We start from the raw sequence: 25,094 nt of genomic DNA, 5'->3' as shown, positions 1-25,094 counted from the left end.
CGGATGCCGGGCCTCTGTGCCCGTGCGTCCCCGTGTCCTCTCGTGCTGCGGCACGATCCTCCGCCGCGCTCCGCGGCATCCATCCCTTCCGAAATGAGATCACTCATGTCCACCCTCACCGCGCCGCAGCGCACCTCGGCGGTCCTCGCCGCGCTGCAGCATCCCACCTCGACGGGCACCTCCGCCCGTCAGACGTTCCTCGACCGGATCGCCCTGCGACTGGCCGTCGCGCTGCTCCTGTGGAGCACGCGCCCCGGCCCGGATCGCGCGGCCGTCCATGCCCGCCGTGCCCAGCGTCTCGCTCGCGAGGCGCGGGAAGCCGAGTGGGAACGCCGTCGTGCGCTCCTCGCTCCGCGTCGATGACACCCCGGGGGCCGCGACCCGCTCGCGGCCCCCGCACCTCTCAGAGAAGAGTCCCTCATGACAACGTCAGTCCCCTTCGAACTGCGCCCCCTCGTCGTACCGGCCAGCGTCGATGCCTCGGATGCCGCCGATTTCGTCGCCATGGTCGACGTCCGGAACGAGATCTACCGCGAGATCAGCGACAACGACGATGAAGCCGTGACACCGGCCCAACTGCTCCCCCACTTCCAACCCGACCCGGACAACGACAAGCGCAGCTGGATCGTTCTGGTCGAGGACCAGGTGGTGGGGCGCGTCATCGTCGACCTCCCCGCTGAGGAGGGGTCGCAGGTCGCCTACTGGACCGTCGAACGCCTCGAGCGGGTCCAGGGCAGGGGCATCGGCGGTGCGCTTCACGCCGTCGTCGAGGGCACCGCCCGTGACGCGGGACGCACCGTCCTGCAGGCATGGGCCGAGCATCCCGAGCCCGACGCCGGTGCGACCTCGGAACGGCTCGCCGCGCCGACGGGCTCCGGGGAGATCCCGCTGGACCGTCCTGCGCGCTACTTCCGACGCCACGGGTACACGCTCGAACAGGTCGACCGGAAGAGCGTGCTCGAGATCGAACCCGCACTGCCGAGCGTGCGAGACCTCCTCGCCGATGCCCGATCGCATGCCGACGGTTACCGCGTGGAGCAGTGGATGCTTCCGACTCCCGAGGCCTACCGCGAGAGCTTCGCCTGGGCGAAGTCGCGGATGTCGACGGACGCCCCGGCGGCGGGGCTCGAGATCGACGAGGAGACCTGGGACGTCGAGCGCCTCGCGCGCCACGACGCCCGCTTCCTCGACGGCGGACAGACGGTGCTCGTCACGGTGGCCGTCCATGAGGCGACCGGCACGGTCGTCGCGTTCAACGAGCTCTGCTCCGGCGTCGACCCGACCGCGGCGACGCAGCAGATGGACACCCTTGTGCTCCGTGAGCATCGGGGGCATCGCCTCGGGCAGCTGGTGAAGTGCGCGGGCATCCTCCGGTGGCGGGAGGTCATGCCCCGGTCCTCCCGCATCGTCACCTGGAACGCCGAGGAGAACCGTCCGATGCTCAGCATCAACGAGACGATCGGCTTCGAGCCGGCGGCGTACATCGGCGCCTGGAAGAAGGTCCTCGACTGATCAGCGTCGCTGACACCGCGGGCAGTAGTGACTCGATCGGTTAGTGAAGCTCACCCGCACGATCGGCGTGCCGCAGCGCGGGCAGGGCTGACCCGTCCGCCCGTAGGCGTTCAGGGAATGGGCGAAGTACCCCGCCTGTCCGTTGACGTTCACGTACTGCGCGTCGAAGCTCGTCCCGCCCTCGGCGAGGGCCCGGTCCAGCACGGCCCGGACCTCGCCGAGCAGGCGGGTGACGGCGCGCGTCGGGAGCTCGTTCGCGGGGCGTTCCGGATGCAGCCGCGCGGCCCACAGCGCCTCGTCGGCGTAGATGTTCCCGATTCCGCTGGCGACGGTCTGATCGAGCAGTGCACGCTTCACTGCGGAGCGCGTCCGCCCGAGCGCGGTCCGGAACGCGCGATCGTCGAACGTGGGGTCCAGCGGATCCCGTGCGATGTGCGCCACCTGCGTAGGGACGAGCGGGATGTCGCTCCCCCGTCCTGCCGCGGCCCCGTCGAGGGTGCGCTCGAGCCGATCGATCGCCAGGGAGCCGAAGGTCCGCTGGTCCACGAAGACCATCGCGATCTCACCGTGGGTCGGATGCCGCACATCGAAGCGGATCCGCTCGTGGCGGAGTGTCGGTGTGCCGGGCTCGCGCAGCAGCATCTGCCCGCTCATCCCGAGGTGACCGACGATCGCCTCGGCCGGTTCCGCACCGGCATCCGCCAGCGGCATCCAGAGGAACTTGCCGCGGCGGACCACGGCGTCCACGCGCCGACCCGTCAGCCGCGCTTCGAAGTCGGGTGCGTCGCCCGGGTGACGGGTGAGGGACCGGGCGTCCAGAACGGTGACGGCGTCGAGGCGAGCGCCGGACAGAGCGGGGACGAGACCGGCGCGCACGACCTCGACTTCGGGCAGTTCGGGCACGGGGACTCAGGCCCGCGCGGAGAGTTCGCGCCAGACCGAGAGCGCTGCCGCCATCTCGGCCTGCTTCTTACTCGAACCGCCGCCGGTCCGCGCGACCTCGCCCACGGCCACCGTCGCCGTGAACACCCGGTGGTGATCGGGCCCCGCCGCCTCGACGCTGTACGTCGGTGCCGCGTAGCCCAGGCGCGCGGCGAGTTCCTGCAGGCTGGTCTTCGGGTCCATCGCGGCGCCGTACCGCTCGGGGTCAGCCATCAACGGGGACACCAGGCGCAGGACGAGGGCGGTCGCCGCTTCGATACCGGCGGACAGGTAGGCGGCCCCGATGAGCGCCTCGGTGGTGTCGGCGAGGATCGAATCCTTGTCGCGCCCGCCGGTCTGGTCCTCGCCCCGGCCGAGCCGCAGGTGGGCACCGAGGCCCATGCCGCGGGCGACCTCCGCGAGAGCGACGGTCGAGACGACGCTCGCCCGCCGCTTGGCGAGGGATCCCTCATCCAGGTCGGGGTGCGTCCGATAGAGGTGGACGGTGACGGCCATGCCGAGGATCGAGTCGCCGAGGAACTCGAGACGCTCGTTGTGCGCGATACCGCCGTGCTCGTACGCGTACGAACGATGGGTCAACGCAAGCGACACAAGCTCGGGGTCGATCTCGACCCCGAGCTTGTGTGTGAGCACCGAGTGATCGGTGGCGGCGTCCGTCACGACGCGACGATCAGATGTCGGCGACCTTGCGGCCCTTGTACTCGAGGAACAGCTCCGTGCCCTGCGAGTCGGTGACGACCTTCGCCTGGTGGGGACGGCTGTAGACGACCTTGCCGTTCTCGATGGTCTTGACGAGCGTGGGGGCCTCGGCCTTCCACTGCGCGCGGCGCGAACGGGTGTTGGAGCGGGAGACCTTCCGCTTCGGGGGGTTACCTGCCATGGTCAGCTCTTCTCTGTGTCGTCGGCGTCGGGGCGCGTGGCCTCGTCGTCGTGGTCTGGGGTTCGGGCCGACAAGGCGGCCAGCGCATTCCAGCGCGGGTCGATCTGAGTCTCCGGGACCGGTGCTCCGGTCAGCCTCTCGCCCGTGGACGGATCTAGTCCGGGGCAATCCGGCTGACACACCGGCTGGAACGGAAGCGACAGGACGATCGCATCCCTGACAGGAGTTTCAAGATCCACGTGGTCGTCTTGAACCTCGAAGTCAGTCGCTTCATCGCCAGAATACCCGAAGAGCTCCTGAAACTCGACTTCGAGGGGGTGTGTCAGGTCCACGAGGCAACGGCTGCACTGGCCGTCGTAGGTCGTGGCGATCTCGGCGGTGACCAAGATGCCCTCGTGCACCGACTCGAGACGGACGTCGACCTCGACCTCTTCCCCGGCGCGGACGAAGGCGAGGCCCTCTCCCCATTTCTCCGGAGCGGGGACCCGCAGTTCGAACTCGCGCATCTCACCGGGAGCCCGGACGATGTCGCGGACGGGGAGGACGAACGGACCGCTCACACGCTTTCTGACCACGGTCGTCCATCGTACGCGTGCGCGGACGCCGGCGGGCCGGATCAGGCGGGGTGGGCTCCCGTGTCGAGGAATCGCGCGACCGGAGCCGGGACGAACGGGGACACGTCACCGCCGAGCGAGGCCACCTGGCGCACGAGCGAGCTCGAGACGAGCGCGTGCGCGGGATCGGGCAGCAGGAACACGGTCTCCACGTGGGCGAGGTGGCGGTTCACGATCGCCATGGGCGTCTCGTAGGCGACATCCACCTGCGAACGGATCCCCTTCACGAGCACCCCCGCGTCCACGTCCGTCGCGTAATCGACGAGCAGCCCGACGCTCCATGCCGCCACGACGACATCACCCTCGATGTCGCTCTCGGCGATGGACTGCTCGAGCAGCGTCAGTCGCTGCGCGATCGGGAGCATCGCCTCTTTCCCCGGGTTGTGGACCACGAGGACGTGCAGCTGGTCGTAGAGGGCGGCCGCGCGTCGGATCACATCGAGGTGGCCGAGCGTCGGCGGGTCGAAGGAGCCGGGCACGACGGCGATCCGGTTGTTCATACCGACGAGCCTAACGATGCGACACGACGTGGAGCGGGTCAGTTCTTCGCGAGGGCGGCGCGCTCGCGGTGACTCACGCGCCCGGAGATGGCCGCAGCGAGGCCCGGGTGGCGATCCAAGGCCGGGTCCTCCGCGAGAAGACGCTCGGCCTCGGCGCGGGCGGTGGCGATCAGATCGGCATCCGCCACGACGCGCAGCAGTCGCAGCGACGAGCGGACGCCCGACTGCGCATCGCCCAGCACGTCCCCCTCGCCCCGCAGGTCGAGGTCGACCTCGGCGAGTTCGAAGCCGTCCGTCGTCGCCGCGACCGCCTCCACACGCGCGCGAGCCGGAGTGTAGGGATCGGCCTCGGTGACGAGGATGCAGAGCCCGGGGACCGCACCGCGGCCGACGCGACCGCGGAGCTGGTGCAGCTGGGACACCCCGAAGCGGTCGGCTTCGAGGATGACCATGGTGGACGCGTTGGGGACGTCGACGCCGACCTCGACCACGGTGGTCGCGACGAGCACGTCGATGTCGCCGCGGGCGAACGCCTGCATCACGGCATCCTTCTCATCGGCGGGCATCTTGCCGTGCAGGATCTGGACGCGGATGTCGCGGTAGTCCGGGTGGCTCTCGAGGAGCGCCGCCGCCTGCAGGACGCCCCAGCGGGTGCGGCCGGGCTCGGCCTCCTCGACGGGTTCGTCCTCGTCGGTCTCGGTCGACGCGTCGATCGCCGGACACACGACGAAGGCCTGCCGTCCGAGCCGCACCTCCTCGGCCACGCGCTCCCAGACGCGCGCGAACCAGCCCGGCTTCTCCCCCACTGGCGCGACGAAGGTCGAGATGCCCGCCCGGCCGCCCGGCATCGTCCGGATCGTCGAGACGTCGAGGTCGCCGAACACCGTCATCGCGACGGTGCGAGGGATGGGCGTCGCCGTGAGCACGAGGACATGCGGGGAACTCCCCTTCGCGCGGAGGGTCTCGCGCTGATCGACGCCGAACCGGTGCTGCTCGTCGACGACGACGAGACCCAGGTCGGCGAACGTCGTCGACTCGCTGAGGAGCGCGTGCGTCCCGACGACGATGCGCGCCTGGCCCGACGCGACCCGCAGGGCGGCGCGACGGCGTTCCGCGGCGGGTTGCTGACCCGTGAGGAGGGTCGGCATCAGTTCCGGCGCGAGAGCGGGTCCGAGCATGCGGGCCATCGAGCGGACGTGCTGCGCCGCGAGCACCTCGGTGGGGGCGATGAGCGCGGACTGGCCGCCCGACTGGGCGACCTGGAGCATGGCGCGGAGCGCGACGAGCGTCTTGCCGGAGCCGACCTCCCCCTGCACGAGCCGGTTCATCGGCCACTCGCCGACGAGGTCCGCCGCGATGCGGTCGCCCACTGTGTGCTGATCGGGGGTGCGCTCGAAGGGCAGCGCGGCGTCGAAACGCTCGAGGAGGTCGCCCGCGGGGCGCGCGGTCGCCGACATCATGCGCACGAACTGCCGCTGCTGCAGGAGCGCCGCCTGCAGGACGAACGCCTCGTGCATCCGCAGGGTCTCGCGCGCCGGACCGATCTGGTCGAAGGACTCCGGTGCGTGCATGCGCACGAGCGCCGTCCGCGCATCGAGCAGGCCCTGCGCGGCGCGGAAGGCATCGGGGAGCGGTTCGGGCACCTCGCCGAGCCCGGTCAGCACCTGGTCGACGCAGCGTTTGACCTGCCAGCTGGAGAACGTGCTCGTGGCCGGGTAGATCGGGATGGGGACGTTGTGCCACGCCTCGGCGCTCAGCCGGGCCGTGCCCTCGTCGTCGAAGAGCTCGTAGTCGGGATGCGTCAGCTGCTTCTGCCCCCGGTACTCCCCCACCTTGCCCGAGAAGATCCCCTGGCGCCCGGCACGCAGGTCCTTCACCCGCCACGACTGCCCGAAGAACGTCAGGGACATCGTGCCGTTGCCGTCGCCGATCAGGACCTCGACGATCTCGCCGCGACGACCGCGCATCTGCCGTGTCGTCGCCGAGAGCACCTCGGCGACGATCGTCACCAGCTCGCCGACCGGGAGTTGGGCGATCGGTGTCAACTGGCCGCGGCTCGCGAAGCGTCGCGGGTAGTGCGCCATCAGGTCGCCCACCGTGGTCATCTGGAACGCTCGACGCAGCCCCTTCGCCAGCGTGTCGCCGACCGCCTCGGCGAGCGGTGTGGCGAGCGAGTACGACGGCATGCCTCGAGTCTAGGAGCGGGCGCGGACGCCGCTATCGTGGCGGGGTGACGAGGATCATCGCGGGAGACGCCGGCTCACTACCCTTGGTCGTGCCGAGCGCCGGTACGCGGCCGACGAGCGAGCGCGTGCGCGAGTCGCTCTTCGGCGCCCTCGACGCCGGCGACCTGCTCGCGGGGGCAGCCGTGCTCGACCTCTACGCGGGGTCGGGAGCGCTGGGTCTCGAGGCGGTGAGCCGCGGGGCCGCGTCGGCCGACCTCGTCGAGCGCGCGCCGCGCGCGGCATCCGTCATCGACCGCAACGTCCGCGCCGTGGGTCCCAGCCTCCCGGGGCGCCGGCTGACCGTGCACCGGTCCGCCGCCGACGCGTTCCTGCGGGCCGGCGGACCCGCGTTCGACCTCGTGTTCGTCGACCCGCCCTACGACATGACGGATGCCGAGGTCTCGGCGACGCTCGGGCTGCTCGTGCCGCGGCTCACCCCCGCCGCGACGGTCGTCGTCGAACGCGCGACGCGCTCCGGCGAACCGCTCCTGCCCGACGGTCTCGTCGTCGACCGCAGCAAGAAGTACGGCGACACGTCGCTGTGGTGGCTCGCTCGCTCGGGTCAGCCGAGCGCCGCATCCCAGTCCGAATAGGGATCCCACCCGCCGCGGCCGTCCGGCGCGACGCCCCCGATCAGGACGGGCACCTCCCGCCGCTGCGCGACACGACCGATCACGGTGAAGCCGGCAGGCGCGGTGCCGGCCGGGAAGCACGCGAGCAGCGCGTGGTCCTCGCCGCCGGAGAGCGCGTCGTCATCGAGGTCCGCCTCGATGAGGAGCGTCACCTCGGAGGCGTCCGCCAGTCGGGTCGCGTCGAGGACGAGGCCGTCCGAGACGTCCATGAGTGCGGTCGCGCCGGCTCGCGCGGCAGCGAGCCCCAGCCGCACCGGCGGCTGCGGCCGGAGCTGAGCCGAGAGGTCCCGCCGCTCCTGCTCGGTGAGGACAGCGAGGTCGACGGCGACCGGGCGTCCCTCGTCGTCGCGGAAGCGGGTGAACAGCAGGCGGAGGCCGCGGGCCGCCGCGCCGAGGCCGCCCGCGACGGCGACGTCGTCACCCGGCCGCGCTCCGGAGCGGAGCACGGGCGAGACGCCGTCCAGGACGCCCAGGGCGGTGACGGCGACGGTGAGGGTGTCGGACACGGTCAGGTCCCCGCCCTCGACGGCGCACCCGGGTGCCAGCTCGTCGAGCGCGTCGCGGAACCCTGTCGCGAGGTCGTCGACGAAGGCGGCGGGGAGGGAGTCCGGCAGGGCCAGGGCGACGAGCAGAGCCGTGGGACGCGCGCCCATCGCGGCGACGTCGGCCAGGTTGACGGCGGCGGCCTTGTACCCGAGGTCCCGCGGCGACGTCCACGCCAATCGGAAGTCGGGACCGTGGACGAGGGTGTCGGTCGTCGCCACGACGCGGCCGCCCGGGACGGCCAGGACCGCGGCGTCGTCACCGGGGCCCACCTCGGCGCGCGAAAGCGGTCCGAGGACGCGCAGGATGCGGCGCAGCAGCTCCGCCTCGGAGACGTCGCGCACACGGAGCTCACCCATGGCTCCACGGTAGTCTGGAGCGATGCCCCGGACCCGCTCGACCGTCGCGCTCGCCCTCCTCGTCGCCGGTGTCGCGGCACTGTCGGGGTGCTCGTCGACTGTGGCGCTCGAGGCCGCCCCCGGAGCCGACGACCCGCGCTGCGCGGAGGTCATGGTGCGGCTGCCCGACGACCTGGGCGACCAGCCGCGGCGCTGGACCGACGCGCAGTCGACCGCCGCCTGGGGCGACCCCACGACCGTGCAGCTCGCGTGCGGGGTCCCGCCCCTCGGTCCGTCGGAGCTTCCCTGCGTGACGGTCGACGGTGTCGACTGGGTCGTCGACGACTCGCGGGCACCGCTGTACCGCATCACGACCTACGGCCGCGAACCGGCGATCCAGCTCATCATCGACTACGACGAGGTCAGCTCGAGCGGTCCGGTGAGCGCCGTCAGCCGCCTCATCACGAAGCGGTTCGAGACCACGGGACAGTGCGTCGCGGCATCCGACGTCGTCCCGTGAGCTGGATCAGCGCGCCAGTTCGATCAGCTCGGTGATGAGCTCGGGATAGCTCAGCCCGCTCTCGATCCAGCACGTCGGGAACATCGAAATCGGCGTGAACCCCGGCATCGTGTTCACCTCGTTCACGAAGAACTCGGTGCCGGTGTAGAAGAAGTCGACCCGCGACAGCCCCTGCCCTCCGACCGCCTCGAACGCACGGGCGGCGATCCGCTGCATCTCGCGGAGTTCGCCGTCGTGGAGCTCCGCGGGGCAGACGAGGTCGATGCCGGGGGCGCCGAGGTACTTCGCCTCGAAGTCGTAGAAGTCCCGACCGCTGACGACGATCTCGCCGGCGACGCTGACTCGCGGGTCGCCGCCGTCGCGCCCCTGCAGCACGCCGCACTCGATCTCGCGGCCGGTGACGGCCTGCTCGACGAGCACGCTCGAGTCCTCCGCGAAGGCGGTCTCGAGCGCGGCATCCAGTTCGTCCCAGTCGGAGACCTTGGACACCCCGACACTCGATCCCGCACGCGCGGGCTTGACGAACACCGGCAGTCCGAGGCCGCGGATGCGGCGACGCCAGAGGTCGCCGTCGCGCTCGAGGCCCGCCCGCGTCACCGTGACCCACGGGACGACGGGCACCCCGGCCGCCTGAAGGATGCTCTTGGTGGTGTGCTTGTCCATGCCGATGGCGGACATCAGCAGGCCCGCACCGACGTACGGCAGGTCGAGGAGCTCGAGGAACCCCTGCACCGTGCCGTCCTCGCCGAAGCGGCCGTGCAGGATCGGGAAGACGACGTCGATATCCCCCAGGGACTCGACGGTCCCGTCGGGGCGACGGACCGAGAGCTCCCGCTCGACGGTCGACTCCGGCCACACGATGCGGGTGCCGTTGTCGACGACCTCCGGCAGCCGATCGGCGTTCAGCGCGAATTTGTCGGGATCGTCGTCCTCGAGGACGTACGCGCCCTCGCGGGTGACCCCGACCGGGATGACCCGGTAGCGCTCGCGATCAATCGCGCGGAGGACGCCCCCCGCTGTGGCGGAACTGATCGAGTGCTCGCTGGAACGCCCGCCGAAGAGCAGAACCACTGCCGCCTGAACCATTCTGAGTCCTCTCCTCGGTGGGCTCGTCGTCATCCGTCGTGAGATGCGGTGCGATGTCGCGCGGATTCATCGTGCCGTCGAGGACCATCTTGACCTGCTCGACGATCGGCATGTGGACGCCGGCCTCGCGGGCCAACTGCAGCACCGGTGCCACCGACGCGAGCCCCTCGGCCGTCTGGTCCATCTGCTTGACGACCTCGGTGAAGCTGTACCCCTGGCCGAGCAGCCGGCCCGCCGTGTTGTTGCGGCTCAGCGGGGACTGGCACGTCGCGATGAGGTCACCGAGACCGGCGAGGCCCTGCAGGGTCTCGGGCTGCGCGCCCTGCGCGACGGCGAAATCGGTCATCTCGACGAGACCGCGCGTGATGATCGACGCCTTGGTGTTCTCGCCGTAGCCGACCCCGTCGACGATGCCGATGGCGACGGCGATGAGGTTCTTCAGCACCCCGCCGAACTCGGTCCCGATGACGTCGGTGTTCACGAAGGTGCGGAAGTAGCGGTTGCGCGAGATGCGGGCGACGGCTTCGGCGGTCTCCTGGCTCGACGACGAGATGACTGCTGCCGTCGGCTGTTCGCGTGCGATCTCGAGGGCGAGGTTGGGTCCGGATGCCACGGCGATACGCGCCGGGTCGCAGTGGAGCTCCTGCTCGAGGACCTGACTCATCCGGAGCCCGGTCTTCTTCTCCACGCCTTTCATCAGCGACACGATCGGTGCGTCGTTCGTCGCGAGCAGAGGGCGGACGCCCTTCAGGTTCTGCCGGAGCGCCTGGCTCGAGATCGCGATGTAGACCTGCGTCGCACCGTCGAGCGCCTCGGCGAGGTGGTGGGTGGCCGACAGCCCGCGCGGCAGGTTGATTCCGGGCAGGTACTGCGAGTTGCGCTTGCCCTCGCGGATCTCGTGGGCGAGTTCGGCGCGGCGGGCCCACATGACGACGTCCGCGCCGCCGTCGGCGAGCACCTTGCCGAAGGTCGTCCCCCAGCTTCCGGAACCGAGCACGGCGACGCGGGGCGCCGCTGCCTCGCGGCGCGACGCTTCCCTAGGAGTCAAGGCGACCCGTCTCCTTCTGACCGTGCTGGGCCGGGTTCCACCGCTCGGCGGGAGGCTGGACGCCGCGCAGGCGTCCCAGCAGGATCGAGATGTCGCGCATGACGGCATCCGTCGCCGCGGTGAGCGTCGCCAGCGTGGTGTCGGTGAAGGCGGACAGGTCGACGGGCGGGCCCAGCAGGACGCGGACGCGGCGACGCGGCGGCCACAGGCGCAGACGGCCGTACCGCGGCAGGATCTCCTGCACGCCCCACGTCGCCACGGGGATGACCGGCAGCGGTTCGGGCGCGGACAGCGCGAGCCGGACGGCGCCGGTCTTGCCGCGCATCGGCCACATGTCGGGGTCGCGCGTGAGCGACCCCTCCGGGTAGACGATGACGCCGCGCTGCGCCGCCACCAGGGCGTTCGACTGCGCGAGGGTCTGCTTCGCCGCGGCGGAGGTGGATGCCCGGGCCACCGGCACCATCCCCATCGCCCGCAGCAGCCAGCCGAGAACGGGAACGTGGAACAGGCTCTCCTTGGCCATGAAGCGCGGGGCACGGCCGAGCCGCCATGTCGCGACGGCGAGGATCACCGGATCGAACTCGCTGTAGTGGTTGGGCGCGAGGATGTAGGAGCCCTCGCGGGGAAGGTGTTCGCCGCCCTCGATCTCGATCTTCGCGAACCAGCCGGTCGCGGGTACGACGATCATCGCCGCCGGCCAGAAGACGCTCGGGCGGGTCTTCTCCGGGGAGGCGCGGCGACGAGGAGCCACCGCGCTCACTCCGTGACGTCGAAGTCGGCGCCGAGATCGGTCAGCTTCTCGAGGAACTTCTCGTAGCCGCGACGGATGATCCCGATGTTGCGCACGGTCGACTCGCCCTCGGCCGCCAGGGCGGCGATGACGTAGGAGTACCCGCCGCGGAGGTCGGGCACGACGACGTCGGCGCCGTGCAGCGGGGTCGGGCCGTTGATGACGGCCGCCTGCTCGAGCGCCCGACGCGGCACGCGGCGGTCGGAGCTCGCGATGCCGTCGGGGTGCACCACGATGTCGGCGCCCATCTGGACGAGGGCACGCGTGAAGCCGAGACGGTTCTCGTACACCGTCTCGTGGACGACGGACTCGCCCTCGGCCTGCGTGAGCGCCACGATCAGGGGCTGCTGCCAGTCGGTCATGAAGCCGGGGTGCACGTCGGTCTCGACCATGACGGGCTTCAGCGGGCCGCCGCGACGGAAGCGGATGCCGTCCTCGGCGATGTCGAAGTCGCCGCCCACCTTGCGGAAGACGTTGAGGAACGTCAGCATCTCCTGCTGCTTGGCTCCGCCGACGAAGATGTCGCCGTCGGTCGCGAGGGCGGCCGCCGCCCAGGACGCCGCCTCGTTCCGGTCGAAGATGCTGCGGTGGTCGTACCCGCGCAGCGACTCGACGCCCTCGATGAAGATGACCCGGTTGGGCTCGTAGGAGATGATCGCGCCCATCTTCTGGAGGACTGCGATCAGGTCCATGATCTCGGGCTCGATGGCGGCGTTGCGCAGCTCCGTCGTGCCCTTGGCGCGAACCGCGGTCAGGAGCACCTGCTCGGTCGCGCCGACGCTCGGGTAGGGCAGCTCGATGTTCGCGCCGTGCAGGCCGTCGGGAGCCGACAGGCGGATGCCGCTGGGCAGCTTGTCGACGATGGCACCGAACGAGCGGAGGGCGTCGAGGTGGAAGTCGATCGGACGGTCGCCGATGCGGCATCCGCCCAGGTCGGGGATGAAGGCCTGGCCGAGGAGGTGCAGCAGCGGACCGCAGAACAGGATCGGGATGCGGGAGGCCCCCGCGTGCGCGTCGATCTCCTCCATGTGCGCCGAGACGGCACCGCTCGGGTCGAGTCGGAGGACGCCGTCCTCCAGGTCCTCGACGCGGACGCCGTGGACCTCGAGGAGTGAGCGGACGACGTGGACGTCGCTGATGTCCGGCACGTCACGGAGGATGCTCGCCGTCTCCCCCAGGAGGGCGGCGACCATCGCCTTCGTGGCGAGGTTCTTCGCCCCCTTCACCTCGACGCGGCCGCGCAGCGGGCGACCACCGCGGATCCGGAGCGTCTGACCGGTGCTGCCGCCGCTGGCGGGAGTCGACGCGGAGTCGCTGAGAAGTGTGTTCATCGGTGGGACCTCATTACTGGTGTCGAGGAAGCGTGGTCGGCCCCGTTGTGCGGGGCGCGGGCCGATCAGCGGACGGGGAGCGTCCGCGGCCGCCACGCCTCGCGGCGCGCCTCGAACTGCGCGATCTTGTCTTCGCTGCGCAGGGTGAGCCCGATGTCGTCGAGCCCTTCGAGAAGCCGCCACCTAGTGTAATCGTCGATGTCGAACGGGGCCTGGACGTCGCCGACCTGTACCGTGCGTGTCTCGAGGTCGACGGTCACCTCGCGCCCCGGCTCCGCCTCGAGGGCCGCCCAGATCGCCTCGAGCACGTCCTCGGTGACCACACCCGTGACGAGTCCCTGCTTCCCGGCGTTGCCGCGGAAGATGTCGGCGAACTTGGTGCTCAACACCACACGGAAGCCGTAGTCGCGGAGGGCCCACACAGCGTGCTCACGGCTCGACCCGGTGCCGAAGTCGGGTCCGGCGACGAGGACGGAGCCGTTCCGGTACGCGTCCTGATTGAGGACGAATGAGGGGTCCTGCCGCCAGTTGGCGAACAGCGCGTCGTCGAAGCCGGTCTTGGTGACGCGCTTCAGGTAGACGGCCGGGATGATCTGATCGGTGTCGACCGCGGATCGCTTCAGCGGGACGCCGACACCGGTGTGGCGGGTGAACTTCTCCATGTCAGGCCTCCGTCAGTGCGAGTGCGTCGAGATCGCTCGGGCTCGCGAGGCGGCCGAGCACGGCGGTCGCAGCGGCGACCTGGGGCGAGACGAGGTGCGTGCGACCGCCCTTGCCCTGGCGTCCCTCGAAGTTGCGGTTGCTCGTCGAGGCGCACCGCTCCCCCGGGGCGAGCTGGTCGGGGTTCATCCCGAGGCACATCGAACATCCGGCGAAACGCCACTCGGCACCGAAGTCGGTGAAGACCTTGTCGAGCCCCTCCGCCTCGGCCTCCAGCCGGACGCGCGCCGAGCCGGGCACGACCATGACGCGGACCCCGTCCGCCTTGGTCCGGCCTCGGACGATCGACGCGAACTGGCGGAGATCCTCGATGCGGCTGTTCGTGCACGAGCCCATGAAGACGGCATCCACCGGCACGTCCTTCAGCGGGGTCCCGGGGGTCAGGTCCATGTACTCGAGGGCGCGCTCCGCGGCGGCGCGCTCGTTCGGATCGGTCATCTCGGCCGGATCGGGGACCACACCGCTCAGGGTCACGCCCTGACCCGGGTTGGTGCCCCAGGTGACGAACGGCTCGAGCTCGTCGGCGTCGAGGAAGACCTCCGCGTCGTACACGGCTCCCTCGTCGGACGGCAGGGTCCGCCAGTAGGCGACCGCCTCGTCCCAGTCCGCGCCCTGCGGTGCGTGCGGCTTGTCCTTGACGTAGGCGAACGTCGTCTCGTCGGGCGCGATCATCCCCGCGCGGGCGCCGGCCTCGATGGACATATTGCACATCGTCATCCGGCCCTCCATCGAGAGCGAACGGATGGCGGAGCCGCGGAACTCGAGGACATACCCCTGCCCGCCGTTGGCCCCGATCTTGGCGATGATCGCCAGGATGATGTCCTTCGCGCTGACCCCCGGCTTGAGGGTGCCCTCGACGGTGATGGCCATCGTCTTGAAGGGCTTCAGCGGCAGGGTCTGGGTCGCCAGGACGTGCTCGACCTCGCTCGTCCCGATGCCGAACGCCATGGCGCCGAACGCACCGTGCGTCGAGGTGTGCGAGTCGCCGCACACGACGGTGATGCCCGGCATCGTCAGTCCCAGCTGCGGGCCGACGACGTGGACGATCCCCTGCTCCTTGTCGCCCAAGGAGTGCAGCCGCACCCCGAACTCCTCGGCGTTGCGGCGCAGGGTCTCGATCTGGGTGCGGCTCGTGAGATCGGCGATCGGCTTGTCGATCTCGAGCGTCGGGGTGTTGTGGTCCTCGGTCGCGATCGTGAGGTCGAGGCGGCGCACCGGGCGACCTTCGGCGCGGAGACCGTCGAAGGCCTGCGGGCTGGTCACCTCGTGGACGAGGTGGAGGTCGATGTAGATGAGGTCGGGACTGCCGTCCTCACCCTTCACGACGAGGTGGTCGTCCCACACCTTCTCGGCGAGGGTCCGCGGACGGTCGGGAATCGTGCTCATGGTGTCTCCTGATGTCGGATGGCGCCCGCGACAGCCTCCGCGACGAGAGAGGGCTCAGAGCGAGGTCTCGTCGCGGCCGATAAGGAGTCGAGCGGTCCGCACCGCGCCAGACTACCACCGGCCCGGACGGGGCGAGACGAGCCGGCGGCGTAACACCGCGTCTCACGATCGGGGGCTCCGCGGCGCCCCGTGGCACGCTGTGTGCCCTGAGGGACAGGAGACGACGATGACGGAGCGGACCACCGGAGGGTTCACGACGCGACAGGTCCACGTGGGGACGGATGCCGCGACGGCGACCCCGCGCGCCCTGCCGATCCACCTCACGGCAGGCTTCACCTTCGACTCGTTCGACGACGCCGCCGCCCACTTCGGTGCCGGCGACGGGTACGGGTACACCCGCACCGGCAACCCCACCGTCGACGCCGTCGAGCGCAAGCTCGCGTCGCTCGAGGGCGGTGCCGAGGCGGTCCTCCTCGCGTCGGGACAGGCCGCCCTCGCCGTCGCGTTGCTCGGGCTCGTCAGCGCCGGCTCGCACATCGTCAGCTCGACGCACATCTACGAGGGCACCCGCGGCCTGCTCGTCGACAACCTGGCCCGACTCGGGATCGAGACGACCTTCGTCGACGACATCCACGACCCGGATGCCTGGCGCCGCGCGATCCGCCCGGAGACGCGCGTGCTCCTCGGCGAGTCGATCGCCAACGCCCGCAACGACGTCCTGGACATCGCGGCGGTCGCCGCGATCGGCGACGCCGCCGGCATCCCCCTCATCGTCGACAACACGTTCGCGACGCCGTATCTGCTGCGTCCCCTCGAACACGGCGCCGCGATCGTCGTCCACTCGGCGAGCAAGTTCCTCGCCGGGCAGGGCGCCGTGCTCGGGGGCGTGATCGTCGACGACGGACGGTTCGACGCATCCCGTTCCGGCCGCCTCTTCCCGCACCTCGTCGAGAGCGGCGCGGGCACGCCGAGCGTCTGGGAGCGCTACGGCGGGCGCGCGCGCATCGCCCACCTGCGGGAGAGCGTCGCACCGCGGTACGGGCCGACGCCCTCCCCCTTGACCGCATTCCTCATCGGTCAGGGCATCGAGACGCTCAGCCTCCGCGTGCAGCGCCAATCGGAGAACGCGCTCGCCGTCGCCGGGTGGCTGGCCGACCGCCCCGAGGTGGCGTCGGTCGACTACGCCGGGCTCGCCTCGCACCCCACCCACGACCTCGCGCGGACCTCCCTCCGCGGCGGGTACGGCTCGGTCTTCACCGTCACGCTCCGCGGCGGGCTACCGGCTGCGCGGGCGTTCGTCGAAGCGGTCTCGGTGATCACCCACATGACGCACCTCGGCGACGTCCGCTCGCTCGTGCTGCATCCGGCGACGACCAGCCACGCCCGGCGCTCCCCCGCCGAGCGCGCGGCCCTGGGCGTCCACCCCGGCACGCTGCGGCTGTCCATCGGCATCGAGGACCTCGACGACCTGCTGGCCGATCTGGACCAGGCGCTCGCGGCGGCGGCATCCGCCGTCCGGGACGATGCGGCGGTGCTCGCATGAGCCGCCCGCAGCACTTCGGGTGGTTCCTCGCGCGCGGCTTCGGCCCGCACGGATGGGGCCACCCGTACCTCGATTGGGGGTACGACTGGACCTCCCCCGCGCTGTACCAGGACGCCGTCCGGACCCTCGAGCAGGCGGGGTTCGATCTGCTCATCATCGAGGACGCGCCGTCGCTGGGTTCGGCCGAGACGATCGACCTGCGGGTGCGCCAGGCCTTCGGCGGTCCGAAGCTCGACCCCCTGCTGCTGGCGCCGTACCTCTTCGCCGCCACCGAGCGCATCGGCATCGTCCCGACGGTGAACCCCGCCGCGACCCTGCCCTACACCGCCGCCCGGCAGTTCGCGACGCTGCAGCACCTCAGTGGGCACCGCCTCGGACTCAACGTCGTCACCGACACCGGCAGCGCCCGCCACTTCTCGACCTCTCCGCAGCTCGGTCACGACGCCGCGTACGACCGCGCCGAGGAGTGGATGTCGGCGATACGGGCGCTCTGGCGGAGCTGGCCCGACGGAGCGCTCATCGCCGATCCCGCCGCCGGTCGGTACGCGGACGGGACTCGGCTCGAACCCACGATCCACCGCGGTGAGTACTACGCGTTCGACGGCCCCCTCAACGCGATCCCCTTCACCGACGGGGAACCCGTCATCGCCTCTCCGGGCGGCTCACCGCGGGGCCTCGGCTTCGCCGGGGCGAACTCCGACGTGCAGCTCGCTCTCGCGCCGATGACCGAGGACTCCGTCCGCAGCTATCGCAGCCGCATCCACGACGCCGCGGTGGCGGCGGGTCGGCTGGCCGAGGACATCACGATCCTCTTCGCCATCCAGCCGGTCGTGGTCTCCTCCGCCGAGGAGGCGGACCGGATCGTCGCCGCCTCGCTCGAACCGGACGATGCGACGCTCCGACGGATCGCGGAACGGCAGTCGAGCGACCTCGAGACGGACCTGACGGCCCTGGACCTCGACCGGCCGCTAGATCGGGGGATCTTCGGGGATCACGTCTCGCACGGCAGCATCCGCCGACTCGTGGGCGACCACGACGACGACGCACCCCTGCGACGGATCCTCGCGGCGCACGCACGCCTCGGCCGTCTGAGCGACGGCTCCGGCTGGGTCGGGACCGCCGACGAGCTCGCCGACCGCATCGAGGAGTACGGCGCGTGGGGCAACGACGGCGTGCTGCTCTGGGGCGACCTGCACCCTGTGACCGTGCACCGCACGCTCGACGAGCTCGTCCCGATACTGCGACGCCGCGGCATCCTGCGCCGGGAGTACGAACCGACCCTCCGGGCGAACCTGCGACCGTTCTGAGGCGCCCCTCAGTCCTCCCGCGACGGGCGGGGGTCGACGGTCGAAGGCGTGCCCTGCTCGGCGGCGACGTCCTCGGCGTGGCCGACGGGCGTCGGTCCCGTCGCCGGAAGGGGCTCGCGCAACCCCTCCCGACGCGCGGCGACGAGACTGGCGACGGTCGCGACGACCATCGAGGCCACGATCACCCCGAGCGACACCCAGGTGGAGATCTCCGGCGCCCACTCGATGTGCTCGCCGCCGTTGATGAACGGCAGCTCGTTCTCGTGCATCGCGTGCAGGACGAGCTTGACGCCGATGAAGGCGAGGATGAACGCGATGCCGAAGTGCAGGTACTTCAGCCGGTCGAGCAGACCGCCGAGCAGGAAGTAGAGCTGCCGCAGGCCCATCAGGGCGAAGATGTTCGCGGTGAAGACGATGAAGGCGCTCTGCGTGATGCCGAAGATCGCGGGGATCGAGTCGATCGCGAAGAGCAGGTCGGTCATGCCGAGGGCGGCGAACACGATGATCATCGGCGTGAAGACCTTCTTGCCGTCGATGACGGTACGCACCTTCGCGCCGTCGTACTCCTCGCTGATCGACATGCGACGGCGGAGCAGGCGGACGACGAAGCTCTCCTTCTTCTCCTCGTCCTCGTCGTCCTCACTCGAGAAGGCCTGCTTCCAGGCCGTGTAGATGAGGAAGAGCCCGAAGAGGTAGAAGACCCAGCTGAACTGCTCGATGATCGCGGCACCGAGGAGGATGAAGATGCCGCGCAGGATCAGCGCGATGATGATGCCCACCATCAGCACCTTCTGCTGCGCCGCTCGCGGCACGGAGAACTGGCTCATGATGAGGACGAACACGAACAGGTTGTCGATCGACAGGCTGTACTCCGTCAGCCAGCCGGCGACGAACTGACCGGCGTAGTCGACGTCCGTCACGACCAGCATGATCAGCGCGAACACGAGCGCGAGGGCCACGTAGAAGACGACCCAGAGCGTCGACTCCTTCGTCGAGGGGACGTGCGGACGCTTGATGATCAGCAGCAGGTCGGCGACGAGGATGAGAGTCAGCACGACCAGCGAGCCGACCTCGAACCAGAGGGGGAGCTCCATGAGGGCCTTTCATGCGGGGGCGTCCCCCAGAGTACCTTTTGAGGTGCCTGAGACGATCCCCCGCGACGCGACACTCCCCCATCGACAGAACGAACGAGGATGCCATGGCCGACCCGCTCGCGAGGCGTGACGCGGACCTGGTGGCCGCCGCCGCGGGTGGCGATCAGCAGGCCTTCCGCGAGCTGTACCGCGCCTACGCGAGGCCGGTGTACTGGCTCGCCCATGGCCTCCTCGGGAACACGGCCGATGCGGAGGATGTCATGCAGGAGACCTTCCTGGTCGCGTGGCGGCGACTGCCGACGCTCGATCTCGTCAGCGAATCGCTGCTGCCGTGGCTCGTCACGATCTGCCGGTTCCAGAGCGCGAACCGGATGCGGCGGCAGCGCCGCGACCGGCTGCACACCGCCGGGGCGGTCGAGGAGACGCTCCCGGCCACGGTCGACGTCGAGGATCAGGTGATCGGCGGGGACCTGGCCGAGCGTGTGATGGCGGAGCTCGGGACCCTCTCCCCCCTCGACCAGCAGATCTTCCGGTTGTGCGCGACGGAAGGCTACGCGTACGCCGCCGCCGCCGCGGAGCTCGGGATCTCGCACGCGGTCGTCCGCAACCGCCTCTCGCGGGTGCGCACGAAGCTGCGCGCCGTCGTCGGAGCGGAGGGATCATGACCGGGCCCGACCTCGAGCTCCCCGAACTCACATCCGAGCGGCAGGACGACATCGAGGCCGCGCTGTTCGCCGACATCCGCGCCGAGGTCTCGCGCTCGACGGAGCAGTCGCAGCGCCGGCGGCGACGTGCCTGGGGGTACACGGGCGCCGCGGCCGCGGTCATCGTGGTCGCCGGGTTCGTCGGACCCGCTCTGAGCGGCACGGGGGCGAGCAGCAGCGCGGGCGGATCCGTGGGGCTGTACGACGAGGGTGCCGGCGGCGCCGTCGCACCCGAAGCGAACGGGGACCTCGGGGGCGACGGGGCGGTGGCGCGGAGGAGAACGGGTCGACCGCCGCCACCGGGCGCGAGGTCGTCGCGACCAGTTCGACCGTCCTCGAAGCAGGAGACCCGGCCGCCGCCGCCAGGGAGATCGGTGACCGCGCCGACGCGGCCGGCGGGTACGTCGAGTCGATGAACGTCTCGGCTGCGCCGTCCGCGGAGTCGTCGGGCGACGTCGCGACCTCCTCTGCGGACGGCACCTGGATCACCGTGCGCGTGCCGGCGGACACGCTGGGCGACTTCCTCGCCGATCTCGACGACGTGGGCGAGGTCCGGTCCTCGGAGATCTCGCGAGAGGACGTCACCGCCCAGTCGACCGACCTCCGCGCACGGATCTCGGCGCTGCAGACCTCCGTCGACCGCCTGGAGTCGCTGATCTCGGATGCCGCCACCACGGCCGACCTGCTGACCGCCGAAGAGGCGCTCTCGCAGCGACAGGCGGAGCTCGACTCGCTCCGGGCGCAGTCCGACGCGCTGGCCGACGACGTCGCCCTCTCGAGCGCCACGATCACCGTCACCGAGCCGGGTGAGGTCGTCGCCGCCGACCCGCAGGGTTTCGGCGATGGTTTCACGACCGGATGGAACGCGCTCGTCGCGACCGTGAACGGGATCGTCCTCGGTCTGGGATTCCTGCTCCCCTGGCTCGTCGTCGCCGGCATCGTCCTCGCCGTCGTCCAGGTGGTGCGCCGGGCACGACGCCGAGCACGGGTGCGGAGCGGATCGCCGGAGGCCTGAAACCCCGCGACGCGCCGAAACGACGACACCCCCGACCTGGTGGTCGGGGGTGTCGTCTGTCTGGTGACCCCAGCGGGATTCGAACCCGCGTTACCGCCGTGAGAGGGCCTTTTCAGCGTTTTTCGTGGGTGTCGCGAGGCTTGAAAACCGTGAATTTATGCGGTTTATGGATGGTACCTACCGGTACATGCTGTTTTCGAGTGTGGGCAAATTGTGGGCAAATGGGCAAATTAGCGCCCGCTGCCGGAAGCTTTTATGCCGCCTTTGTGGCGGCTGTGACGACGGTCCAAAAGTGGCGCCAGCCGAGACGCTCCCGGTGACAGTGTTGGGTAGGTTTTGGACCTATCGACCAATGGATGGAGTAGTCGGCGCGCCGTGCCCTGTGAACGGTCCAATGCCTTCGAACGGATCGACCGCCGGCGCGCGTCGGGGCTCTTGAAGCCGGACTTCTGGCGCGACTCCATCGGTTCGCGCACGGTCCATCAACCGTGTAGCGGTGCTTTGGCTTGTGTGGAGTGTATCGGCGACGAGTTTGAGCGGCGGGAAACTGATCGCGCCTGCGACACGATAGATTGCGACGGCGTCAATGAGCGCTGCTTCGGGAGTCCGGCCGGTGCGTCCGCGTTGGTGGGCGAGAAATTGGTGAACGGGTATCGGCGTATCCGTTCCCTCGTCGACGGTGACGACTTCCATCGCGGATCTCGTAAGGATCCAGTGCGTACGGATCTCCCGGAGGTTCTGACTGGTGATATCGATGCCACCACTCCCCCGCTCCAGCGACACGAAGACGACTGCGCTGCGCCCGAGCGCTGAATCCCATTCCGCGCGGACGGTGATAGCTCCGGGTACGTCGTCTTCGTCCGTGACGCGGGCGCACCACGAACTGGGGAGGCTCACCCCGCTGCCCAGGTCGATCCTCTTTTTGCTGACGTCAAAGGTCTCGATGTCTGTCACAGGCTCCACTATTCCATGGCTTGACGGAAAGGCGAAGAGGAGCGTCGCTCTTGGTTCACATTTGTGGTACCTTGCGTCGGAGGAGAGTGTCGATCTTCACTCAGAAAGGAATGCTGCCATGCAGAAGTCGCCAGATTGTCTGGCTCTCACGATGAAGGATGCCGCTGATCTTGTTGGCGTCGACTACCGCACGATCAGGCTCGGCGTCGAGCGGGGAACGATTCCCAGTGTGCAACTTGGGCCGCGGCGGATGATTCCCCGTGCCGCTCTCCTGCGCCTCTTTGGCGTGGAGGTCTGACGCTCCACGTTCGTTGTGTTGCTGGTCATATTTACCTTGAATTCACCTCGCTCTTCACCTTCGCTCCGATAATGGCCGATCTAGCGGTCGACGAGGGCGTAGTGCCCGAAGGGAGCGGTTGGTAAGCGCAGCACGACGCGCAGCGGCGAGCGGAGTCTGCAAATAGCGACCGCAGGGAATGGAGCACTCCTCGACCGCTACCCTCTCGGCGCCGGAGGGCGGGCACGCGTAGAGCAATCACGCACCCATCTCCGAGGTCACAGCCACGACATCCCGTGTCCGCCAGACACCGGCGCCCCGTAGCCCTGCGGCGCCATCGCGCGCACTCTTGCGGCCCGGCGCAGCTCGGAATCTGCGGCGCGCATCGAGTCGTCGATCGTGAGTTCGGTCGTTCCTCGGAGCATCGTCGCGGCCACACCGACGCGCGCGGCGGCATCAGTTTTGGCCACACAGATGGCCTCATTGTGGTGGCGTCCTCGAGTAAGCCCGACATAGAGTCCCGCTGCATCAACGTTTGGGCCGACGATGGCGGCGTCCATGGTGTCCCCCTGCACACCGTGGACAGTGGTCGCGTAAGCGAGCTGCACGTACTCGAGCGCATAGTCGCGGCTTACGCGGCTCCGCACGCCGCTATCGGTCGGTGACAACAGGCCAATGGAATCGGGACCGATGCGGTCGACGATCCACTGCGCGCGATTGTGGACGCCGGTGTTTCGGTCGTTGCGGCGTGTTTGCACGAGGTCGCCGAGGAGGATGCGCTGTTCACCTATTCCCATCGCGAGCGATGTCGCGTCCAGTTCACCGATGTCGATGCGGCGTTGCTGGATCTCAGTATTGACGGCATCGACTTCGCTGTTGGTTCCGCACACCAGCGCGACGCGCCGTCCGTGTCCACGCCAGTGGAAGTAGCCGTCGACGAGCGCCGCTCGAGCCTGCTCGAGGTTATCGACGCGGCGCACGTGGCCGGTGGTGATGAGTTCGTCGGCGATCTTCAACGCGTGATCGCGGTCGCGAGGGTTGCGAAGTTGAAGGGTGAGCGCGGCGTATTCGGGATCGTGGAAGCGACGTACGGTGTCCAGTTCCACCGCGGCGGTCGCGTGCCGGATCGCCGATGCCATCGCGCCGGCATGGCCGACGGGCAGAGCCTGGTTCGTGTCGCCGACCATCGCCAAACTGGCGCCCTTTTCCAGGACAAGTTCGGTGAGAGAATCCGCGGTCTGCAGATCAACCATTCCCGCTTCATCGACGACGATGCGGTCTCTCGCCGACAGCGGGAACCTTGCGGGACCGGCGTACGTGACCCCGGTTACGGAATCGACCTCACCTACACCGAGCCGGCACCATTGGGTCGAGCCTGCGGCGCCGCGATACCAGCGGTAACCGTGATCTGCCAGGAGCGCATGCACGCTGGAAGCTTCAGCGCCGGTCTCGCGTGCTGCCACCGACGCGGCCTTGCTGGTGGGCGCGACCACCAGCATCCGCCGCCGTTGCGCAGTCAGCGAGACGAAGGCCGCCCGCAGCATCGTCGTCTTCCCCGCGCCGGCCGGGCCCGTCACCGCGACCAGACCGTGCGTACCAGCGATCGCGCATGCCGCAGCGAGCTGTGACTGGTCGAGACGATCGAATTCGTCGACCGATGCTGCGGCTCGACGCATCTCATTGGGGAGCTGTGATCGACCAGGCGCAGACAACGCGTCAAAGCGTCCCGCGAGGCGGATCTTGAGTCGCATCGTGTCGGTCGCCATGAAAGCCTTCACGTGGCCGGGCACGCCTTCTGCATCTGTGAGCTTCACCGCATGACCGCGAGCCAAGAGCGCGATTTCTTCGATGAGTTCCTCGAGGACCGCACGATCCGCGACGATCCCAGTCCTGGACACTGCACGAATGGCACCGGCGCGCAGATCGAACAGACTGAAACGGCCACCCGATGAGGTCGAGCGTTCGTCGGCGTCTGCCAGCGCGCGAGCAGCGAGCAGATCGATGTCGAGCTCAGCAATCGCGACGTCGGGGACATTGTGCGCCACTCGCGGGGTAGTGATGTTGACGTCAACTGCGGCGAGTTCGTCACGGACGGAGGCTTCCCATGTCTGTTCGTCCAAGTGTGCCGGCTTGTTCGGGCGCGACACAGCCCACGCGCGTCGATCGATCTGCGCGAGCACCGCCACCGATGGCTGGGACCCGAGGTGTGCGGCACTCCATTGCGCGATCAGCCTCACGCGGTTGGCTTCGATCTGCGCCGATCTGCGTGAGAGCGGCTGCACGGCGGACGCGAGTTCCGCGATCTCGCCCTCGGCGCCGATCGTGTATCCATGGCGTGCGAGCGCGGCGATCCAGTCTGGGTCAGTGCGAGCTGCGAGCTCACCTTCCGCGTTGACGACGGTGTGAAATCTCATGGCGACGCGTGAGTCCACGTTGGTCCACTTGCCGTCTTCGCCTTGAACCTTCACGTTCAACCAGAGATGACGGTGGGCGTGCGGGTCGAGCGCCCGGGAGCGCCGGTGCTGCAACTCGACGACCTCGAGCCGCGCGATTGACTCGCGAACGAGCCCGCCGTGTCCCCGACGAGCATTCAGTTCGCGTTGCCAAAGGATAAGGATGCGGTCGCGAAGCCGGTCTTGGAGCGCTTCGAATGCGATCGCGAGCTCGGGGTGCAGTAGTGCCGCGATGCTGTACGACTTGGGATGGTTGAGCGTGCCGTCAAGCAGGAGATCGGCGTCTGGTCGGAGTAGGGACGTGCCCCTTTCCTCCCCTGTCGCTGGATCGTGCCCGGTGAGCCATACCCTCAGGCCGCCAGCAGACAGGCCGTCCGATCGGACGGCGCCGTCTTGGACGACGTACCTTGTCACCGTCGAATCGGCGGACTCGCTATAGATCGCCAGCGCATCCGAGCCAGTCGAATGCTGCAGGTGCGCGTCGCAAGTTCCCTCGAGTGCGTAAGCGATCGCATGTCGAACCCCACGGGAATCGACACCCCGCTTCCAACGCTCCAAACCGCCGCGCATGGCGCTCAGGCTACGCCCGTTTATGTCTAAATGGAAGGCGCTTACACATTGGTGCCTGCGTGCATTACCACTGGTGTTCTTACTGTGCGTAGTCGTCCTGCATTTGGGAC

At 69.6% G+C, this 25,094-nt stretch carries 25 protein-coding genes; 9 read left to right on the top strand and 16 right to left on the bottom strand.

The window, feature by feature from the left end; genetic code table 11:
* Nucleotides 1-105 precede the first annotated feature (105 nt).
* Entirely contained in the window at nucleotides 106-363 is a 258-nt protein-coding gene (locus ACPEH2_RS04050) for a hypothetical protein (protein WP_217532044.1), read from the top strand.
* Between the two features lie 57 nt (nucleotides 364-420).
* Nucleotides 421-1,512 carry a GNAT family N-acetyltransferase gene (locus tag ACPEH2_RS04045; protein ID WP_359917771.1) on the top strand — a complete coding sequence of 364 codons (1,092 nt, stop codon included), beginning with the start codon at nucleotides 421-423 and terminating at the stop codon, nucleotides 1,510-1,512.
* On the opposite strand, the gene mutM is transcribed toward ACPEH2_RS04045, so the two are convergent.
* Genes mutM through ACPEH2_RS04015 form a run of 6 tightly spaced genes read right to left on the bottom strand, consistent with a single transcriptional unit; the run spans nucleotide 1,513 to nucleotide 6,634 of the window.
* A complete protein-coding gene (gene mutM, locus ACPEH2_RS04040; RefSeq protein WP_359917769.1) occupies nucleotides 1,513-2,415 on the bottom strand; it encodes a bifunctional DNA-formamidopyrimidine glycosylase/DNA-(apurinic or apyrimidinic site) lyase in 903 nt (300 codons plus the stop codon).
* 6 nt (nucleotides 2,416-2,421) lie between these two features.
* Nucleotides 2,422-3,114 carry a ribonuclease III gene (rnc, locus tag ACPEH2_RS04035; protein WP_311862286.1) on the bottom strand — a complete coding sequence of 231 codons (693 nt, stop codon included), beginning with the start codon at nucleotides 3,112-3,114 and terminating at the stop codon, nucleotides 2,422-2,424.
* 10 nt (nucleotides 3,115-3,124) lie between these two features.
* Nucleotides 3,125-3,334, bottom strand: coding sequence for a 50S ribosomal protein L32 (rpmF, locus tag ACPEH2_RS04030; protein ID WP_018188062.1), 210 nt, complete (start codon nucleotides 3,332-3,334; stop codon nucleotides 3,125-3,127).
* Nucleotides 3,335-3,336: 2 nt separating this feature from the next.
* Nucleotides 3,337-3,894, bottom strand: coding sequence for a YceD family protein (locus ACPEH2_RS04025; protein WP_311863247.1), 558 nt, complete (start codon nucleotides 3,892-3,894; stop codon nucleotides 3,337-3,339).
* 56 nt (nucleotides 3,895-3,950) lie between these two features.
* A complete protein-coding gene (gene coaD / locus ACPEH2_RS04020; RefSeq protein WP_217532052.1) occupies nucleotides 3,951-4,448 on the bottom strand; it encodes a pantetheine-phosphate adenylyltransferase in 498 nt (165 codons plus the stop codon).
* Nucleotides 4,449-4,486: 38 nt separating this feature from the next.
* Nucleotides 4,487-6,634 (bottom strand): ATP-dependent DNA helicase RecG, encoded by a 2,148-nt coding sequence (locus tag ACPEH2_RS04015; protein ID WP_359917764.1) that lies wholly within the window; start codon nucleotides 6,632-6,634, stop codon nucleotides 4,487-4,489.
* A 44-nt stretch (nucleotides 6,635-6,678) separates the two neighbouring features.
* On the opposite strand from ACPEH2_RS04015, the gene rsmD reads away from it, so the two are divergent.
* Nucleotides 6,679-7,266 carry a 16S rRNA (guanine(966)-N(2))-methyltransferase RsmD gene (rsmD, locus tag ACPEH2_RS04010; RefSeq protein WP_217532056.1) on the top strand — a complete coding sequence of 196 codons (588 nt, stop codon included), beginning with the start codon at nucleotides 6,679-6,681 and terminating at the stop codon, nucleotides 7,264-7,266.
* Here rsmD and thiL read toward each other — a convergent pair.
* Complete coding sequence (thiL, locus tag ACPEH2_RS04005; protein WP_217532058.1) at nucleotides 7,236-8,207, bottom strand: thiamine-phosphate kinase; 972 nt, start codon at nucleotides 8,205-8,207, stop codon at nucleotides 7,236-7,238. The two genes, rsmD and thiL, sit on opposite strands and share 31 nt — an antisense overlap.
* 22 nt (nucleotides 8,208-8,229) lie before the next feature.
* On the opposite strand from thiL, the gene ACPEH2_RS04000 reads away from it, so the two are divergent.
* A complete protein-coding gene (locus ACPEH2_RS04000) occupies nucleotides 8,230-8,706 on the top strand; it encodes a DUF3515 family protein (RefSeq protein WP_359917759.1) in 477 nt (158 codons plus the stop codon).
* A gap of 6 nt (nucleotides 8,707-8,712) precedes the next feature.
* On the opposite strand, the gene ACPEH2_RS03995 is transcribed toward ACPEH2_RS04000, so the two are convergent.
* The 6 genes from ACPEH2_RS03995 to leuC all read right to left on the bottom strand — a co-directional run bounded on the left by ACPEH2_RS03995 (nucleotide 8,713) and on the right by leuC (nucleotide 15,067).
* Nucleotides 8,713-9,792, bottom strand: a complete 1,080-nt coding sequence (locus ACPEH2_RS03995) for a D-alanine--D-alanine ligase family protein (protein ID WP_311283826.1) — start codon at nucleotides 9,790-9,792, stop codon at nucleotides 8,713-8,715.
* Nucleotides 9,698-10,840 carry an NAD(P)H-dependent glycerol-3-phosphate dehydrogenase gene (locus ACPEH2_RS03990; RefSeq protein ID WP_311283827.1) on the bottom strand — a complete coding sequence of 381 codons (1,143 nt, stop codon included), beginning with the start codon at nucleotides 10,838-10,840 and terminating at the stop codon, nucleotides 9,698-9,700. The genes ACPEH2_RS03995 and ACPEH2_RS03990 overlap by 95 nt, the downstream gene beginning before the upstream one ends.
* A complete protein-coding gene (locus ACPEH2_RS03985; protein WP_359917754.1) occupies nucleotides 10,830-11,600 on the bottom strand; it encodes a lysophospholipid acyltransferase family protein in 771 nt (256 codons plus the stop codon). Before ACPEH2_RS03985 ends, ACPEH2_RS03990 begins: the two co-directional genes overlap by 11 nt.
* Nucleotides 11,597-12,961 carry a UDP-N-acetylglucosamine 1-carboxyvinyltransferase gene (murA, locus tag ACPEH2_RS03980; RefSeq protein WP_359917751.1) on the bottom strand — a complete coding sequence of 455 codons (1,365 nt, stop codon included), beginning with the start codon at nucleotides 12,959-12,961 and terminating at the stop codon, nucleotides 11,597-11,599. Before murA ends, ACPEH2_RS03985 begins: the two co-directional genes overlap by 4 nt.
* A 65-nt stretch (nucleotides 12,962-13,026) precedes the next feature.
* Nucleotides 13,027-13,623 (bottom strand): 3-isopropylmalate dehydratase small subunit, encoded by a 597-nt coding sequence (leuD, locus tag ACPEH2_RS03975; RefSeq protein WP_359917748.1) that lies wholly within the window; start codon nucleotides 13,621-13,623, stop codon nucleotides 13,027-13,029.
* A gap of 1 nt (nucleotide 13,624) precedes the next feature.
* Complete coding sequence (leuC, locus tag ACPEH2_RS03970) at nucleotides 13,625-15,067, bottom strand: 3-isopropylmalate dehydratase large subunit (RefSeq protein ID WP_359917745.1); 1,443 nt, start codon at nucleotides 15,065-15,067, stop codon at nucleotides 13,625-13,627.
* 226 nt (nucleotides 15,068-15,293) lie between these two features.
* Between leuC and ACPEH2_RS03965 the strand changes: the two genes are divergently transcribed.
* Entirely contained in the window at nucleotides 15,294-16,610 is a 1,317-nt protein-coding gene (locus tag ACPEH2_RS03965) for an O-acetylhomoserine aminocarboxypropyltransferase/cysteine synthase family protein (RefSeq protein WP_359917742.1), read from the top strand.
* Nucleotides 16,607-17,917 (top strand): LLM class flavin-dependent oxidoreductase, encoded by a 1,311-nt coding sequence (locus ACPEH2_RS03960; protein ID WP_359917739.1) that lies wholly within the window; start codon nucleotides 16,607-16,609, stop codon nucleotides 17,915-17,917. Before ACPEH2_RS03965 ends, ACPEH2_RS03960 begins: the two co-directional genes overlap by 4 nt.
* An 8-nt stretch (nucleotides 17,918-17,925) precedes the next feature.
* Here ACPEH2_RS03960 and ACPEH2_RS03955 read toward each other — a convergent pair whose 3' ends face one another.
* Nucleotides 17,926-19,011, bottom strand: a complete 1,086-nt coding sequence (locus ACPEH2_RS03955; protein WP_311283833.1) for a TerC family protein — start codon at nucleotides 19,009-19,011, stop codon at nucleotides 17,926-17,928.
* Between the two features lie 104 nt (nucleotides 19,012-19,115).
* Here ACPEH2_RS03955 and ACPEH2_RS03950 point away from each other — a divergent pair, with 104 nt between their 5' ends.
* Both ACPEH2_RS03950 and ACPEH2_RS03945 read left to right on the top strand, forming a co-directional pair.
* Complete coding sequence (locus tag ACPEH2_RS03950) at nucleotides 19,116-19,676, top strand: RNA polymerase sigma factor (protein WP_253035161.1); 561 nt, start codon at nucleotides 19,116-19,118, stop codon at nucleotides 19,674-19,676.
* A gap of 31 nt (nucleotides 19,677-19,707) precedes the next feature.
* Nucleotides 19,708-20,730, top strand: a complete 1,023-nt coding sequence (locus ACPEH2_RS03945; protein WP_423718308.1) for a DUF4349 domain-containing protein — start codon at nucleotides 19,708-19,710, stop codon at nucleotides 20,728-20,730.
* A 342-nt stretch (nucleotides 20,731-21,072) separates the two neighbouring features.
* Here the strand turns inward: ACPEH2_RS03945 and ACPEH2_RS03940 are convergent, their stop codons facing one another.
* A complete protein-coding gene (locus tag ACPEH2_RS03940; protein WP_359917730.1) occupies nucleotides 21,073-21,684 on the bottom strand; it encodes a hypothetical protein in 612 nt (203 codons plus the stop codon).
* Nucleotides 21,685-21,802: 118 nt separating this feature from the next.
* On the opposite strand from ACPEH2_RS03940, the gene ACPEH2_RS03935 reads away from it, so the two are divergent.
* Nucleotides 21,803-21,982 carry a helix-turn-helix domain-containing protein gene (locus ACPEH2_RS03935; RefSeq protein ID WP_359917727.1) on the top strand — a complete coding sequence of 60 codons (180 nt, stop codon included), beginning with the start codon at nucleotides 21,803-21,805 and terminating at the stop codon, nucleotides 21,980-21,982.
* A 257-nt stretch (nucleotides 21,983-22,239) separates the two neighbouring features.
* Here ACPEH2_RS03935 and ACPEH2_RS03930 read toward each other — a convergent pair whose 3' ends face one another.
* Nucleotides 22,240-24,984: an AAA family ATPase gene (locus ACPEH2_RS03930; RefSeq protein WP_359917725.1), complete on the bottom strand. Its 2,745-nt coding sequence runs from the start codon at nucleotides 24,982-24,984 to the stop codon at nucleotides 22,240-22,242.
* Nucleotides 24,985-25,094 lie beyond the last annotated feature (110 nt).

This window comes from Microbacterium sp. NPDC064942 (assembly GCF_049545525.1).
Lineage (GTDB): Bacteria > Actinomycetota > Actinomycetes > Actinomycetales > Microbacteriaceae > Microbacterium > Microbacterium gawkjiense.
Note: the sequence above shows the minus strand (reverse complement) of the source record. Positions and strands in the feature narration are given on the sequence as shown.

Excerpts from the sequence above, each read along its gene's own strand:
- ACPEH2_RS04015 (WP_359917764.1), bottom strand. The coding sequence starts at position 6,634 with ATGCCGTCGTACTCGCTCGCCACACCGCTCGCCGAGGCGGTCGGCGAC.
- leuC (WP_359917745.1), bottom strand. The coding sequence starts at position 15,067 with ATGAGCACGATTCCCGACCGTCCGCGGACCCTCGCCGAGAAGGTGTGG.
- ACPEH2_RS03960 (WP_359917739.1), top strand. The coding sequence starts at position 16,607 with ATGAGCCGCCCGCAGCACTTCGGGTGGTTCCTCGCGCGCGGCTTCGGC.
- ACPEH2_RS04000 (WP_359917759.1), top strand. The coding sequence starts at position 8,230 with ATGCCCCGGACCCGCTCGACCGTCGCGCTCGCCCTCCTCGTCGCCGGT.
- ACPEH2_RS04045 (WP_359917771.1), top strand. The coding sequence starts at position 421 with ATGACAACGTCAGTCCCCTTCGAACTGCGCCCCCTCGTCGTACCGGCC.
- ACPEH2_RS03955 (WP_311283833.1), bottom strand. The coding sequence starts at position 19,011 with ATGGAGCTCCCCCTCTGGTTCGAGGTCGGCTCGCTGGTCGTGCTGACT.
- ACPEH2_RS03965 (WP_359917742.1), top strand. The coding sequence starts at position 15,294 with ATGACGGAGCGGACCACCGGAGGGTTCACGACGCGACAGGTCCACGTG.
- thiL (WP_217532058.1), bottom strand. The coding sequence starts at position 8,207 with ATGGGTGAGCTCCGTGTGCGCGACGTCTCCGAGGCGGAGCTGCTGCGC.
- ACPEH2_RS03930 (WP_359917725.1), bottom strand. The coding sequence starts at position 24,984 with ATGCGCGGCGGTTTGGAGCGTTGGAAGCGGGGTGTCGATTCCCGTGGG.
- ACPEH2_RS03995 (WP_311283826.1), bottom strand. The coding sequence starts at position 9,792 with ATGGTTCAGGCGGCAGTGGTTCTGCTCTTCGGCGGGCGTTCCAGCGAG.
- rpmF (WP_018188062.1), bottom strand. The coding sequence starts at position 3,334 with ATGGCAGGTAACCCCCCGAAGCGGAAGGTCTCCCGCTCCAACACCCGT.
- ACPEH2_RS03950 (WP_253035161.1), top strand. The coding sequence starts at position 19,116 with ATGGCCGACCCGCTCGCGAGGCGTGACGCGGACCTGGTGGCCGCCGCC.
- coaD (WP_217532052.1), bottom strand. The coding sequence starts at position 4,448 with ATGAACAACCGGATCGCCGTCGTGCCCGGCTCCTTCGACCCGCCGACG.
- ACPEH2_RS04050 (WP_217532044.1), top strand. The coding sequence starts at position 106 with ATGTCCACCCTCACCGCGCCGCAGCGCACCTCGGCGGTCCTCGCCGCG.
- murA (WP_359917751.1), bottom strand. The coding sequence starts at position 12,961 with ATGAACACACTTCTCAGCGACTCCGCGTCGACTCCCGCCAGCGGCGGC.
- ACPEH2_RS03935 (WP_359917727.1), top strand. The coding sequence starts at position 21,803 with ATGCAGAAGTCGCCAGATTGTCTGGCTCTCACGATGAAGGATGCCGCT.
- leuD (WP_359917748.1), bottom strand. The coding sequence starts at position 13,623 with ATGGAGAAGTTCACCCGCCACACCGGTGTCGGCGTCCCGCTGAAGCGA.